The sequence below is a fragment of the Loktanella atrilutea genome, from assembly GCF_900128995.1.
Taxonomy (GTDB): domain Bacteria; phylum Pseudomonadota; class Alphaproteobacteria; order Rhodobacterales; family Rhodobacteraceae; genus Loktanella; species Loktanella atrilutea.
In genome coordinates, this window is record NZ_FQUE01000001.1 from 729,174 (window position 1) to 743,131 (window position 13,958).

Annotated in this window: 14 protein-coding genes; 5 read left to right on the top strand and 9 right to left on the bottom strand. The window is 66.5% G+C overall.

Annotation, left to right across the window (positions count from 1 at the left end; genetic code table 11):
- Positions 1-57 precede the first annotated feature (57 nt).
- The 4 genes from BUA54_RS03520 to BUA54_RS03535 are packed head-to-tail and all read left to right on the top strand — an operon-like array spanning position 58 to position 2,373.
- Complete coding sequence (locus BUA54_RS03520; RefSeq protein WP_072855788.1) at positions 58-534, top strand: SspB family protein; 477 nt, start codon at positions 58-60, stop codon at positions 532-534.
- A gap of 35 nt (positions 535-569) precedes the next feature.
- Entirely contained in the window at positions 570-1,961 is a 1,392-nt protein-coding gene (gene fumC / locus BUA54_RS03525; RefSeq protein ID WP_072855789.1) for a class II fumarate hydratase, read from the top strand.
- Positions 1,958-2,140: a DUF4169 family protein gene (locus BUA54_RS03530; protein WP_072855790.1), complete on the top strand. Its 183-nt coding sequence runs from the start codon at positions 1,958-1,960 to the stop codon at positions 2,138-2,140. The genes fumC and BUA54_RS03530 overlap by 4 nt, the downstream gene beginning before the upstream one ends.
- Positions 2,141-2,148: 8 nt before the next feature.
- On the top strand, positions 2,149-2,373 hold the full coding sequence (locus BUA54_RS03535; RefSeq protein ID WP_072855791.1) for a ribbon-helix-helix domain-containing protein: 225 nt from the start codon (positions 2,149-2,151) through the stop codon (positions 2,371-2,373).
- Here the strand turns inward: BUA54_RS03535 and BUA54_RS03540 are convergent.
- Genes BUA54_RS03540 through BUA54_RS03550 form a run of 3 tightly spaced genes read right to left on the bottom strand, consistent with a single transcriptional unit; the run spans position 2,370 to position 5,761 of the window.
- Complete coding sequence (locus tag BUA54_RS03540; protein WP_072855792.1) at positions 2,370-3,728, bottom strand: cytochrome P450; 1,359 nt, start codon at positions 3,726-3,728, stop codon at positions 2,370-2,372. The two genes, BUA54_RS03535 and BUA54_RS03540, sit on opposite strands and share 4 nt — an antisense overlap.
- On the bottom strand, positions 3,725-4,966 hold the full coding sequence (locus tag BUA54_RS03545; RefSeq protein WP_072855793.1) for a hypothetical protein: 1,242 nt from the start codon (positions 4,964-4,966) through the stop codon (positions 3,725-3,727). The genes BUA54_RS03540 and BUA54_RS03545 overlap by 4 nt, the downstream gene beginning before the upstream one ends.
- A 39-nt stretch (positions 4,967-5,005) precedes the next feature.
- The gene (locus BUA54_RS03550; RefSeq protein ID WP_072855794.1) at positions 5,006-5,761 is read right to left on the bottom strand and encodes a cytochrome c biogenesis CcdA family protein; all 756 of its coding nucleotides are present in this window, start codon (positions 5,759-5,761) and stop codon (positions 5,006-5,008) included.
- A gap of 113 nt (positions 5,762-5,874) precedes the next feature.
- On the opposite strand from BUA54_RS03550, the gene BUA54_RS03555 reads away from it, so the two are divergent.
- Entirely contained in the window at positions 5,875-6,102 is a 228-nt protein-coding gene (locus BUA54_RS03555; protein WP_072855795.1) for a sulfurtransferase TusA family protein, read from the top strand.
- A 65-nt stretch (positions 6,103-6,167) separates the two neighbouring features.
- Here BUA54_RS03555 and BUA54_RS03560 read toward each other — a convergent pair whose 3' ends face one another.
- The 6 genes from BUA54_RS03560 to purS form a co-directional block, all read right to left on the bottom strand.
- On the bottom strand, positions 6,168-8,933 hold the full coding sequence (locus BUA54_RS03560) for an Rne/Rng family ribonuclease (RefSeq protein ID WP_425434948.1): 2,766 nt from the start codon (positions 8,931-8,933) through the stop codon (positions 6,168-6,170).
- 454 nt (positions 8,934-9,387) lie between these two features.
- A complete protein-coding gene (locus BUA54_RS03565) occupies positions 9,388-10,719 on the bottom strand; it encodes a sigma-54-dependent transcriptional regulator (protein WP_072855797.1) in 1,332 nt (443 codons plus the stop codon).
- Positions 10,720-10,731: 12 nt separating this feature from the next.
- Complete coding sequence (locus tag BUA54_RS03570) at positions 10,732-12,492, bottom strand: sensor histidine kinase (RefSeq protein WP_072855798.1); 1,761 nt, start codon at positions 12,490-12,492, stop codon at positions 10,732-10,734.
- Between the two features lie 43 nt (positions 12,493-12,535).
- The gene (gene purQ / locus BUA54_RS03575) at positions 12,536-13,201 is read right to left on the bottom strand and encodes a phosphoribosylformylglycinamidine synthase subunit PurQ (RefSeq protein ID WP_072855799.1); all 666 of its coding nucleotides are present in this window, start codon (positions 13,199-13,201) and stop codon (positions 12,536-12,538) included.
- A complete protein-coding gene (locus BUA54_RS03580) occupies positions 13,198-13,728 on the bottom strand; it encodes a 5' nucleotidase, NT5C type (protein WP_072855800.1) in 531 nt (176 codons plus the stop codon). The genes purQ and BUA54_RS03580 overlap by 4 nt, the downstream gene beginning before the upstream one ends.
- Positions 13,728-13,958, bottom strand: a complete 231-nt coding sequence (gene purS, locus BUA54_RS03585; protein ID WP_072855801.1) for a phosphoribosylformylglycinamidine synthase subunit PurS — start codon at positions 13,956-13,958, stop codon at positions 13,728-13,730. The genes BUA54_RS03580 and purS overlap by 1 nt, the downstream gene beginning before the upstream one ends.

Consider the following 13,958-nt stretch of genomic DNA (forward strand, 5'->3'; position numbering starts at 1 on the left):
TTTCATCCGGCGCCATTTTGGCTATGGTATGGACCAGACACTCGAGGGAAGATCAGCATGTCGCGCACCATCGACTATGGAAACCTGATGCACCGCGCCATGCGGAGCCTGATCCAGAACGTCCTGACCGACATTCAGAAGACCGGGCAACTGCCCGGATCGCATCATTTTTTCATCACCTTCGACACCCAGCACCCGGACGTGGAAATCGCCGACTGGCTGTCCGACCGCTACCCGGGAGAGATGACGATCGTCATTCAGCACTGGTTCGAGGGGCTGGAGGTGACGGACGAGGGTTTCTCGATCGTGCTGAACTTCGGCAACGCGCCGGAACCCCTCTATATCCCCTATGACGCCATCAAGACATTCGTCGATCCAAGCGTCGAATTCGGCCTGCGGTTCGAAACCCAGCCCGGCGACGACGACGACGAGGATGACGACGTCGAGGCGCCGATGGACGAGATGGTCGAGGATGACGACGACGCCCCCCGCAAGGATGCGGAAGTCGTCAGCCTCGACAAATTCCGCAAGTAAGCGGCCCCCAAAAACAACAAAGCCGGGACAGACAAATGACCGATCAACGCAGCGAATCCGACAGCTTCGGACCCATCGACGTGCCCGCAGACCGCTATTGGGGCGCTCAGACCCAGCGCAGTCTGGAAAATTTCCCCATCGGCTGGGAAAAGCAGCCCGTGGCCATCGTGCGCGGCCTTGGCGTCATCAAGCAGGCCTGCGCCACGGCGAACATGGCGCGCGGCAAGCTGGACGCGAAGATCGGCGAGGCCATCGTGGCGGCGGCGAAAGAGGTCGTCGCGGGCCAGCTCGACGATCACTTCCCGCTGGTGGTCTGGCAGACCGGGTCCGGCACCCAGTCAAACATGAACGCGAACGAAGTGATCTCCAACCGCGCGATCGAGATGCTGGGCGGCACCATCGGGTCGAAGGATCCGGTGCATCCCAACGATCACTGCAACATGGGCCAGTCGTCCAACGACACCTTCCCGACCGCCATGCACATCGCCGTCGCCCGCACCGCCCACGACATCACCCTGCCGGGGCTGGAGCATCTGCTGGAGGCCCTGCTGGCCAAGGTCGCGGAGTTCGACGACATCATCAAGATCGGCCGCACCCACACGATGGACGCGACGCCGCTGACCTTGGGACAGGAATTCTCGGGCTACGCCCATCAGGTCGCCATGGGCATCCGCCGCATCAATGCCGCCCTGCCCGCGATCTATGAACTTGCACAGGGCGGCACCGCCGTCGGCACCGGCCTCAACACGCCGAAAGGCTGGGGGGAAACCGTGGCCAAGGAGATCGCCGAGATCACCGGCCTGCCTTTCGTCACCGCCCCCAACAAGTTCGAAGCACTCGCCGCCCACGACGGTCTGGTGGAGATCTCGGGCGCCGTCCGCACCGCCGCCGCCTCGATCTACAAGATCGCCTGCGACATCCGCATGCTGGGCTCCGGCCCCCGCTGCGGTCTGGGCGAGCTGATGCTGCCGGAGAACGAGCCCGGCTCGTCCATCATGCCGGGCAAGGTGAACCCGACGCAGGTCGAGGCGATCACCCAAGTCTGCGCCCACATCATGGGCAACGACGCCGCCGTCGGGTTTGCCGGCTCTCAGGGTCATTTCGAACTGAACGTCATGAAACCCATGATGGCCTACAACGTGCTGCAATCGCTTCAGCTTCTGGGCGATGCCGCGCGCGCCTTCACCGACAACTGCGTCGTCGGAATCAAGGCCGACCGCCCCCGGATCGAGAAGCTGATGCGCGAATCGCTGATGCTGGTGACGGCGCTGGCGCCGACCATCGGCTACGACAACGCCACGACCGTCGCCAAGACCGCCCACAAGAACGGCACTACGCTGAAGGAAGAGGCGATCGCCCTCGGCTTCGTCGACGCCGAGACCTTCGACCGCGTCGTGCGCCCCGAAGACATGATCGGCCCGAAATGACCGACCACACGCCGATCAACCTCAACAAGGTGCGCAAGATCCGCGACCGCGCGGCCGAAAAGGCGCAGGCCGATGCCAACGCGGTAAAGTTTGGCCGCAGCAAGGCCGAACGCCTGCTGGAGGCCGCCCGTGCTGACAAGGCGCGCAGCGCCCTCGATCAGTCCAAGTTCGAGGAATGAAGCCCCCGGTGTCCGCGCGCCCGGTCAAGCATTCGCTGACCCTGCGCGGACACCGCACGTCCGTCTCGCTCGAAGATGCCTTCTGGCAGGCCTTCCGCGATCTCGCGGCCCGTCAGGACATGACGATCAACGCCCTCGCCACCCGCATCGACGCAGAGCGTGGGGACGTCGGCCTCGCCTCTGCCATACGGGTGCATGTGCTGCGCGACCTGCAAGCGATGCGTCAGACCTAGTCACCCGCCCGCGGCGTCAGGCGCAGCCACATGCCATGGGCCGTCCGCACCGTCAGATGCGCGACCGGCACCGGCGGACGGTCTGCCGCGACCTCGAACCGGTAGGCTGCCAGCACCTGCGCCAGCAGCACGACCCCTTCGATCATCGCGAAACCGGCCCCGGTGCAGACGCGGGGCCCGGCTGAAAACGGCATGTAGGCGGTGCGCTGCCCGGTCTTGCCGTTCTCGGTCTGCCAGCGGGCGGGATCGAAGGCGTCCGGGTTGTCCCAGATCCGCGTATGCCGGTGCAGGTGCCACGGCGACAGCACCACCTGCGCCCCCGGTTTGACGTCCCGCTTGCGGAAAACCTCGGCCCGCGTCGTCTCTCGCACCATCATCGGCACGGGGGGATAAAGCCGCAGGCTCTCTCGGAAGACGTCACGCGTGATCCGCAGCCCCGACAGCCCGGCAAAGCTGCCGTCCCAGCCTTGCGCTTCCTTCGCCACGCGGTCCTGCCAGTCGGGGTGCAGCGCCAGCAGGTAAAGCGTCCAGGCCAGTGCGGCGGCGCTCGTCTCGTGCCCCGCAAGGAAGAAGATCGCGACCTGATCGACCATCTGGTCCACGTCGAAGGTCTGCCCGGTCTCGGGGTCCGCGGTCGTCATGATCTTGGTCGCCAGATCGTCCGGGGCCGTGCCGTCCTCGATCTGCGCCAGCCGCGCCGCGGTCATGTCGGTGATCAGCCGCCGGATCAGTCGCGCCGTCGCCCGTGTATCTCTGCGGAAAAATCGCGGCATCCAGCGCGGGCCGGGGATGAAGGCCGCAAGGTTCAGGATCGGCTGGGTGCGCTGGTAGGTCTTGAAGGCGGCGAAGACCTCCGACGCGATGCGATCCTCGATTGGCACGGAAAAGAGCGTGCGAAAAATCACGTCGGCGGCGGCGTGGCTCGTCTCCGGCTCGATATCCTGCGGCGTGCCGTCGGCCAGTGGCGCCATGCGCGCGACGGCGGCCTGCCCCGCGGCCCGGATCGCCGGAAAGGTGTCGCGCAGCCGCCCGCCGGCAAAGGCGGGGTCGATGATCCGGCGCTGCTGCTTCCACAACGCGCCGTTGGTCAGAAACACCGACTGCCCCAACAAGGGCCGCAACCCCGCGCCCACCCGGTCGGATTTCGGGAAATCGTCTGGCCGGTCCTGCAGCACCAGCTTCACCACCTCGGGGTCGTTCACCATGTAGCTGCGAAAGAACGGCGTCCGGAACTCTGCCATCCAGGCGCCATAGAGCTTGGCGGGCTGGGCCGACAGGATGTCCTGCCGAAAGAGCCTGAGGTAACGCCAGAGCGAGACCTTGTCGGGACGTGCCGGCGGCTTGGCGGGGATCACGGCGCCATGTCCGTGTATTTCGACGCCGGCACGTCGATGCGCGACGCCGACGGCGCGCGCCCGCGATACCGGTCGCCCAGTGTCAACGGCCCAGCGGTGATGCGGAAATAGTCATAATCGCCGGGCCGGTCGAAGGCGCAAAGATACTGGAAATGCAGGCGAAAGAACTTCCACCGCAGCTCTTGCCAGCGGGCGGGCGACAGGGTCTGCGTGAAGGCGGCAGAGATCACCAGCGGCCAGCGCTTGCCCGGCCCCTCGACCCCGGACACGCTGACCGGATCGCACAGCGCGAAGGCGCAGCCATCGCCGGGGGCGGTCACGTCGACCCAGGGCATCGACTGTTCGGACAGGAAATGAAGATCGCGGCGCAACCTTCTGGCATCTTTCAGGAAAGAGACCATCGGCACCACCTGCCCCAGCGACAGGAACGACAGCACTGGCCCGTCCGGCGCGACCCGCCCGTTGCGGTGCAGGTCCGACAGGATCGACACCCCCAGATGCGCGCCTGATGAATGGCCGACTACCAGCACCTCGTCCAGATCCTCGCACAGGGCCTCTGCGATGCGATCGGCAAAGGCCGCCATCCGCGTCTCCAGCGCAGGAGGATTGGCGCCGTTCCAGCGCGCTGAATAGGCGTAGTCGTGCAACAGGTAGTAGGCAAAGAGCTTGTTGTCCTTCCGCTTGAACCACCGCAGCACGGCGACGATCACCGCGGCCCAGACGACCCAGGACAGAACCGTGACGGCCCATCCGAGAGCCCCGCCGATGGGCAGCAACGCGACGCACCACGCGGCCAGCCCGCCCAGCAGGACGGCGACAGCCAACTGGACCAGCAGCATCCCGACGGGGTAGAGCGCCGCGATCACCGGCCCCTTGCGCAGCCACATCAGCCGCCGCAGCGTGCCGCTGGCGATATAGGTCCACGCCGTGCGGACCAACTGGGCATAGGTCGCGGGAATCGAGTTCGACATGCTGTCGCGCACGATGTCGGACCAGACCAGCACGTCGACCTCTGCCGCGACCTCCGCCCCCTCGATCACCGCGTCGACCTTCCAGCCATAGGTCTTGCCGCGCGGCTTGGGTGTCAGGCGCAGATCGTAGCCGCTGATCGTTGCCTGCGCCGTGCCTTCGGTGCGATACAGCTCGCGGTAGCGGCGCGGATGGATCGGGTCGTAGCCGGGGATGTAGAACACCCGCCGTCGCGCCACCTGCCCGTCCTCTGCCTGCATCTCGGTCATGCCCGGACCCTGTCGCGCAAACCCGGCGAAATTAAGCCCCTAACCGATCGCGCCCAAGGCCGGAAAGCGTTCCAGCAGCCAGAAGCTGAAGGCGCTGAACTGCCCCGTCAGCATCATCAGCCCCACGGTCCAGAGCAGCAGGCCAGAGGTCCGCTCGATCCGGTCCATGTGCCGCTTCATCCATGCCATCGGGCGCTTCAACCGGGGAAAGAAGGCGGCGACCGCAAGGAACGGCAGGCCCAGCCCCAGCGCATAGACCGCCAGCAGCACGGTGCCGCGCGCGACGTCGCCTTCGGACGCGGCCAGACCCAGGATCGTGCCCAGGATCGGCCCCAGGCAGGGCGTCCAGCCGAAGGCGAAGGCGAGGCCGAGGATATAAGCCCCGAAAGCGGTGCCGCCGGTATCGCCGGTGGCGACCCGTGCCTCTCGGTCGAGGAACCGCAGGCGGAAGACGCCGATGAAATGCGCACCGAAGATCATCACGACGATCCCCGCGATCGGCACGAACCAGCCCTGCCATTGCAGCAGCGCCCGCCCGAGGGTCGAAAAGGCCATGCCCAGCAGCAAGAACACCGTGGACAGCCCCAGCACGAACATCAGCGCCGCCAGCATGACCCGCCGCCGGGCGGTGGCGGTCTGGTCCAGTTCCGTCACGGACACGCCGCCCATGTAGGCGAGGTAGGGCGGCACGATGGGCAGCACGCAGGGCGACAGGAACGACAGCAATCCCGCCATCAGCGCGATGGCCATGGCCGGCAGAAGGCTCGCGTCCAGCAGCGACAGATTCTCGAACATGGGGGCCCTCGCGATGGTTCGCCCAAGGCTTAGGCCATCACGCCGCCCGCGTCACGCCGCGATGCGTCACGAGGGCGTTTACAAAATGCCTTCGGCCCCCTAGCTGATGCCGCATGGACCATGATGCCGATCTCGATGCCGTCGGGCTGTTGTGCCCCCTGCCCGTCCTGAAGGCCCGCAAGCGCCTGCAGGCGCTGACCAGCGGTCAGGTGCTGCGAATGCGCGCCGACGATCCCGCCGCGGTCATCGACGTGCCGCACTTCTGCGCCGAGGCGGGCCACGCGCTGGCCGCGACCGCCGAAGACGGCCCGGTGCAGATCTACTTCATCCGCAAGGGCTGATCGGCCTGACCCCATGAAAAAAGGCGGGCCCGCGGGCCCGCCTTTACTGTGTCATGCGCGGGGGTCTAGCGCCCCAGCGACCACCAGCCGCGCTTCTTCGGCTTCTCTGCCACGTCCGCCTCGGCCTCGGCGGGGGCGGCATCGGGGGCGGCGGATTTCGTCTCTGGCGCGGCCTCCTGCGCCGTGGTTTCGGGCGCGGCGTCCGGCGCGGTCTGCTCCGGCTCCGGTTCCGTGGGCTGGACCGGGACGGCGACGGGGGCGGTTTCGGTCGCAGTGTCCGCGACCGGTTCCTCCGCCACCGCGACGGCGGCCTCGGCTTCAGTCACGACCGCGGGCTCCACCGGCTTCTTGGCCCGGCTGCGGCGCTTGGGCTTCGGCGCGTCCTCCGCCGCAGGTGCATCCTCCGCCGCAGGTGCGGCCTCGGCCCCGCCTTCGGCAGCGGCGGCCGGCTTGCGCCGGGTCCGCGTCCGCTTCTTCGGGGCCTCTTCGGCGGCGGCGTCCTCTGCAGGTGCCTCTGCCGGCGCGTCGACGATGGCATCCGTGCCGGTCGCGTCCTCTGCCGTCACATCGGCCTTGGGCTTGCGGCTGCGCGACCGGGTGCGCTTGGGCTTCTCCTCGGCCGCGGCAACGACGGTTTCGGGCGCATCCGTCCCGGTCTCGTCATCGGTGTCGTCGCCGTCGTCGTCGCCCTGCGTCTGGTCGTTCGCCTGATCGCCACCGGCGCCACCCCGCCGCCGCCGCCGGCGGCGCCGCTTCTTGCGGGGCTGGTCGCCCTCGTCCGCATCGGATGCACGGCCCTGCGGCGCCTTCTCCTCGGTCGCATCGTCGGTTTCGGTCACGGCGGGGGCCGCGACCTCTTCCTCCTCGACCTCGTCGAAGACATGCTCGTCGGCCTGATCGCGGGCGTCCATCGCGGGCGGCACGAAGGGCTGCGCCTCTGGCACCACGCGGGTCGCGGTCTTGAACTTGTCGATCGCGAAATCGGGGGACACCAGCGTCACGTCGCATTCGACACGCACGGACATGCCGTAGCGTGCCTCGATCCCGGCGATGTGGTCACGCTTGCCGTTCATCAGCACGTTGGCGATGGACACGGGCGCGCGCACCAGCACTTCCTTGGACCGGGCGCGTGTGCCCTCTTCCTCGATCTGGCGCAGGATGTTCAGCACGACGTTGTCGTCGGACCGCAGCAGGCCTGTGCCATGGCAGTGCGGGCAAGGCTGCGTCGTCGCCTCCAGCATGCCGGGGCGCAGGCGCTGGCGCGACATCTCCATCAGGCCGAAGCCGCTGATGCGACCGACCTGGATGCGGGCGCGATCGGTCTTCAGCGCGTCCTTGAACCGCTTTTCCACCGCGACGTTGTTGCGGCGTTCGTCCATGTCGATGAAGTCGATCACGATCAGGCCCGCAAGGTCGCGCAGGCGCATCTGGCGCGCCACCTCGTCGGCGGCCTCCAGATTGGTCTTCAGCGCGGTCTGCTCGATCGAGCCTTCCTTCGTCGCCCGGCCGGAGTTCACGTCGATCGCCACCAGCGCCTCTGTCACGCCGATCACGATGTAACCGCCGGATGGCAGCTGCACCGTCGGGTTGAACATGCCCGCAAGGTAGCCTTCGACCTGATAGCGCGCGTAAAGCGGCATCTGTTCGGCATATTGCTTCACGTTCTTGGCGTGGGACGGCATGATCATCCGCATGAAGTCCTTGGCGGTGCGGAAGCCTTCGGCCCCGGCCACGATGACCTCGTCGATGTCCTTGGAATACAGGTCGCGGATCGTCCGCTTGATCAGGTCGCCCTCTTCGTAGATCTTGGCCGGCGCGATGGATTTCAGCGTCAGCTCGCGGATCGTCTCCCACATGCGCTGCAGGTATTCATAGTCGCGCTTGATCTCTGTCCGGGTGCGCTGGGACCCCGCGGTGCGGATGATCAGACCGGCGCCTTCGGGCACCGACATCTCTCCGGCGATGTCCTTCAGCTTCTTGCGGTCGGCAGCGTTGGTGATCTTGCGTGAAATGCCGCCGCCACGGGCGGTGTTGGGCATCAGCACGCAGTAGCGACCGGCAAGCGACAGGTAGGTGGTCAGCGCCGCGCCCTTGTTGCCGCGTTCTTCCTTCACGACCTGCACCAGCATGATCTGGCGGACCTTCACGACCTCCTGGATCTTGTAGCGCTTGGGCCGCGGCTTGCGCGCGGGGCGCATGTCGTCGCCGTCGTCGTCGGCCACGACGTCGATGCTTTCGTCACGGTCTGCCGCCGTCGGCTGATCGTCGTCGCCGTCGTCGTCATCATCGTTGCTGGGCGTGTCGACCGGCGTCTCTCCGACCAGTTCCATCGGGCTGGAGCCTTCGTCGGGATCGTCGAGGTCGATGGTTTCCATGCCCGCGACGTCTCGCTTGGCCGTGGCATCATCGCCAGAGGCATCCGCAGCCCGCGATCCCCGGCGCCGGGTGCGTCGCACGCGGGGCTTGGACCCTGCGTCGTCGCCGGCGGCCTCGGCCTCGTCGGCCTCATCCTCTGCGTCGTCGTCGGCGCGCTGGCTGGCGGCATAGGCCCGCTCTTCTGCGATCAGCGCCTGCCGGTCGGCAATCGGGATCTGGTAGTAATCGGGGTGAATTTCGGAAAAGGCGAGGAAGCCATGGCGGTTGCCGCCGTAATCCACAAAGGCCGCCTGCAGCGAGGGTTCGACCCGCGTGACCTTGGCGAGGTAGATGTTGCCGGCAAGCTGACGCTTGAACTGGCTTTCGAAATCAAATTCCTCGACCTTGTTTCCGTCGACCACAACGACGCGGGTTTCCTCCGCGTGGGTGGCGTCGATAAGCATTTTCTTCATGATATCCAATCGCATGACGCGCGCAGGCCGCCCCGGGTGGAGCGGTCGTGCGGCTGTCATGTCTGATGCTGGCGATGGGTGCGCGGGCCACGACGACACCCCTTGGGGTGCGGATCGTGTGGCCATCTGTCTGCGCGCCTCGCATCGCGGTCCTTATCTGGCCCAAGCGAACAGGGGCCGGTTCAATGCCCGGTCACTGTTATTCACATGCAGACCAAGGGCGTTCTTGCGATCGTTGCCGATCCAATCAGCTGAGCGGCGCCGCGGGCCATGCCCGTGCAGACCGCGCCAGAGAATCTCACCGGGGATTTGCACATACCGTCATGGCAACCGCCCGTATCACCTTCATAGGGGAGATGACTGTCATAAGACAATCACAAAGTGCGAAAGGGCCCCGGCGGGTGTGCCAAGGGTCGCGCGGCGACGGAGCCGCGCGCCCCGCCGCCGCCCGGGCAGGTCACAGGTAGTCGGACCGGCTCAGGTTATATTTTGCCATCTTCTCGTTCAGCGTCCGGCGCGGCAGGCAAAGTTCTTCCATGACGGACGTGATGCTGCCCTTGTGCCGGCGCATGGTGTTGTCGATCAGCATGCGCTCGAAGGCCTCGACGAACTCCTTCAGCGGCTTGCCTTCGGTCGTCATCGCGGGGCGGCTGTCGTCGTTGTCGGCCATCAGCAGCGACGCGATGGACCCGGTGCCGCGCCGGTTCTGAAGGACGGCGCGTTCCGCCACGTTGATCAGCTGGCGCACGTTGCCCGGCCACGGCGCCTGCAGCAGCTGCGCCGCCTCCTGCGCGCTGACTTCGGGCGCGTCGCAGCCGTATTCATCGGAAAACTGGTCCGACAGCCGCGTGAACAGGGTCAGGATGTCCTCGCCCCGTTGACGCAGAGGTGGAACAACGATCCGCAAGGCACTGATCCGGTAATACAAATCCGGGCGAAGCACGCTTTCGCAGGTCTTGTCCTGTTCCTGCAGATTGCAGATCGCGACGATCCGCGTTTCGGCCGGGTTGCCCTGATCGTTGATGGCGGTCAGCAGACGGGCCTGCAGGGTCTGGCTCAGGCTTTCGATATCCTCCAGCACCAGCGTGCCGCCGCGCGCCTCCTCCATCGCGGGGATCGGCTCGTCCTCGCCCGCCGGGCCGAACAGGCGGCGTGTCAGGGTCGCCTCGTCATAGGCGGCGCAGGCGATCAGGACGAACTTCTTCGTGGCCCGCGCCCCCACGGCGTGCAGCGCATGGGCGACCAGCGTCTTGCCGGTGCCAGTCTCGCCCTCGATCAGCACATGGCCGTCGGCCTGACCGAGGTCGAGGATATCCTCCTTCAGCCGTTCCATCGGGGCGGACTGGCCCATCAGCTTCTTGATCAGGGCGGACCCGTCGGACAACTCCTTGCGCAGGGCGCGGTTGTCCAGTGTCAGGCGGCGGGCGTTGCAGGCACGCTTGGCCAGTTCGGTCATCCGGTCGGGATTGAACGGTTTTTCAAGGAAATCGAAGGCGCCGACGCGCATCGCCTCCACCGCCATCGGCACGTCGCCGTGGCCGGTGATCATGATGACGGGCAGCGCCGAATCGACGCCGCGCAGCTTTTTCAGGAACTGCATCCCGTCCATGCCGGGCATCTTGACGTCGCTGACCACGATTCCGGGAAAGTCCGCACCCACGCTGCGCAGCGCTTCCTCGGCGCTGGCATAGGCTTCGGTCTCGAACCCCGACAGGGCCAGCCACTGGCTGATCGACTGACGCATATCCTTCTCGTCGTCGACGATCGCGATCTTCATGGCTTTGCTCATGGACAAATATCCTTATTCCGCCGCCTGTGCGGCTGTCTTCAGCAACGGCAACTGCACTTCGAATACAGCGCCGCCGTCAGCCCCGTTACGCGCCGTCAGGCGCCCGCCGAGATCGTTCACGATACCCGACGAAATCGCAAGGCCGAGGCCCACGCCGTCGCCGGGCTGTTTGGTTGTGTAGAATGGCTCGAACAGCTGTTCGAGGTCGTCGATTCCATCGCCGTTGTCGCGCACGGTCAGCGTCACGGTCTCGCCCACGGCGAGGATCACGTCGATGCGCGGATCGGTCGAGGATTTGGTGGCGTCGATCGCGTTGCGCAGCAGGTTGATGATCACCTGCTCCAGCCGCAGCCGGTCGCCGTGGATCAACGCAGGCTCTCCCGGCAGGGTGCGGCTGATCTCGACGTGGCGGGTCTTCAGCTGCGGTTCCATCATCGAAAGGGCCGACGACACCGCCGCCCGGGTATCCACCGGCTCGAAGGCCTCCGACCCCTTGCGGGCATAGGATTTCAGCTGCCGGGTGATCGCGCCCATGCGGTCGATCAGGTCGTCGATGCGCTGAAACGACGACAGCGTCTCTTCTGGCCGCTTGCGCTGTAGTAGCAGCCGCGCGCCGGCGAGGTAGGTCTTCATCGCCGCCAGCGGCTGGTTCAGCTCGTGGCTGACCGCCGCCGACATCTCGCCCAGGGCCGCCAGCTTCGAGGTCTGCGCCACGGTCTGCTCTGCGACCTCTAGATTGCGCTCCATCTGCTTGCGGGCCGCGATCTCGCGCTGCAGCGCCACGTTCAGGCTGCGCAGTTCCGCTGATTCGCGGGCAAAGATCGCCATGCGCGACGTGGCCTTGCGGCTGGACAACCAGAACAGCAACGCCAGCAGGATGGCAAATCCCATGACCTCCAGCGCCAGCACGCCGTTCACCCGCTCGCGCACGGACGAATAGGCGGTATAGCTGACCATGCGCCAGCCCTGGAACGGCACGCGCGCTTCGCGGCGCAGCACCGCTTCGCCGCGCAGGTAGGCGTCGATCGGCAGGGCGGCCCAGTCCTGCGTCGCCCGCAGGGCCATCTCGATCGCACTGGGCGGCGTCTGGCGGCGCAGCGCCTCTGCCTCGTCCAGACCGCGCCAGCGCGGTTCCGTGGACAGGATGATCTTGCCTTCGGAATTGGTGACGTAGACCGCGTCGGACACCCCCGCCCAGCCACGTTCCAGCTTCGCCAGATCGACGGCGACGGAGATCACGCCCAGCACCGTGCCGTTCTGGTCGACCCTGCGCGAATAGACGAAGCCGTAGCCGCCCTGCTTGGTCTCGCTGAGGGTAAAGACCGTAGTGTTGCTGCGCATCGCGTTGACGAAGAACGGATCCGTCCGGTGCTGTTCCCCCAGACGGTTGCGGTCGGTCGCGGCCACGGCGCGCCCGTCCTTGTCCAGCAGCATCAGCGACGCGGCACCGATCTCGTCCACGAAGGACAGCAGACGCTGGGTCGACAGGGTATAGTTCCCCTCGGACAGCGCGTTGATCAGTTCGGGGTCGCGGGCCAGCAATTGCGGCACGATGGAATTGCGCTGCAATTCGCTCATCAGGTTGGCGACATAAAGCGTCAGGCGCACTTCCGACCGGTTGCGCGTCGTCTCGGTGAAACGTTCGGTCAGCAGCAGGTTGGTGGTATAGATCGTGCCGATTCCCAGCAGGCAGATCAGCAGGACACCCAGACGCAGCAGCCAGCGGCCCTGCCCTCCTGTGGTCCGGTCAGTCGTGGTTGCCCCGCTGTTCATCGGCGTTAGATAGGGGATCGCCCGCCGACCGGCAAGCGATGGCTCACGCGTGGGCGAGTTGCTGCACAAGGCCCCGGAACAGCGCAAGGCCGGCGGTGCTGCCGGTCAGGGCGTCCACCGCCCGTTCCGGGTGGGGCATCATCCCCAGCACCCGGCGATTCGCGCTCAGCACGCCGGCGATCTCGTTCCGGCTGCCGTTGAAATTGTCGCCGTAGGTGAATGCGACGCGATCCTCGCCGCGCAGCGCGTCCAGCGTGGCGGCGTCTGCGGTATAGTTGCCGTCGTGATGCGCCACCGGCAGGCCGATGGTGTCGCCCGCGGTGTAGCCTTGGGTGAACGCGCTGTCAGAGGTGGCAACCGTCAGCGGCACCGTGCGGCAGACAAACTTCAGCCCCGCATTGCGCATCAGCGCGCCGGGCAACAGGCCGGTTTCGGTCAGCACCTGAAAGCCGTTGCAGACGCCAAGGGCATAGCCGCCCCGGTCCACGTGGTCCTTCAGCGCCCGGCAGACCGGCGACTGCGCGGCAATCGCACCGCAGCGCAGGTAGTCACCGAAGGAGAAACCGCCCGGCACGGCGACCAGATCGACGTCGCCGATCTCGGCGTCCTTGTGCCAGACCATCGAGACGTCGGCGCCGGCGGCGCGCAGCGCCACGGCCATGTCGCGGTCGCAGTTCGACCCCGGAAAGACGATGACGGCGGCCTTCATGACTGCATCTCCCGCAGGGTGTCGTGGGCGTGGTCCCAGTGCGTCAGCCGGTGCGGCCAGTCCACATTGGCATTGTGCAACGCATCGAACAGCAGGCCCTTCCCGCCGAAGCCGTCGAAGTGCCGCGTGTGATCGTCGATCAGCACGTCGGCTTTCAGGATGCTCTTGTCACCGCACATGACCAGTCGGCTCAGGTCGAAGAACGGGAAATGCCGCATCATCCACGCGACCTTGTGCGCGCAGGAGGCGGGATAATCCATCGCGGCGGTCGCGACGAAGATCTCGTGATCCTCGCAGAGCCGTTCCAGCGCATCTGCTGCGCCCGGCATCGGGTCGAGGTTGGCAAAGAAGGTGCCCTGATGCAGATGCCGCTCCACGGCGGTGACGGCCTCCGGCGGGGCAACCTCCTTCAGCTCCTGCCCGCGCAGGGCGTCGTCGGTAAAGGTGTGGCCCTCGGCCGCATACAACCGGCGCTGACCGCCATGGGCATCCGCCAGAACCTCGTCCATGTCGATGGCGATCCGCATTACAGGATTTCGATCCGGTAGGATTCGATCACCGTGTTGGCCAGCAGCGCCTCGCACATCCGGGCGATCGTGTCCTCGGACGTGCCGTCGGCGAGGTCGAGCGCGATGACCTTCCCTTGCCGCACGCCGTTGACGCCGTCGAACCCCATGGCCCCCAGCGCATGACGCACCGCCTCGCCCTGCGGGTCCAGCACGCCGTCCTTCAGCATCACATGAATATTGGCTTTCAT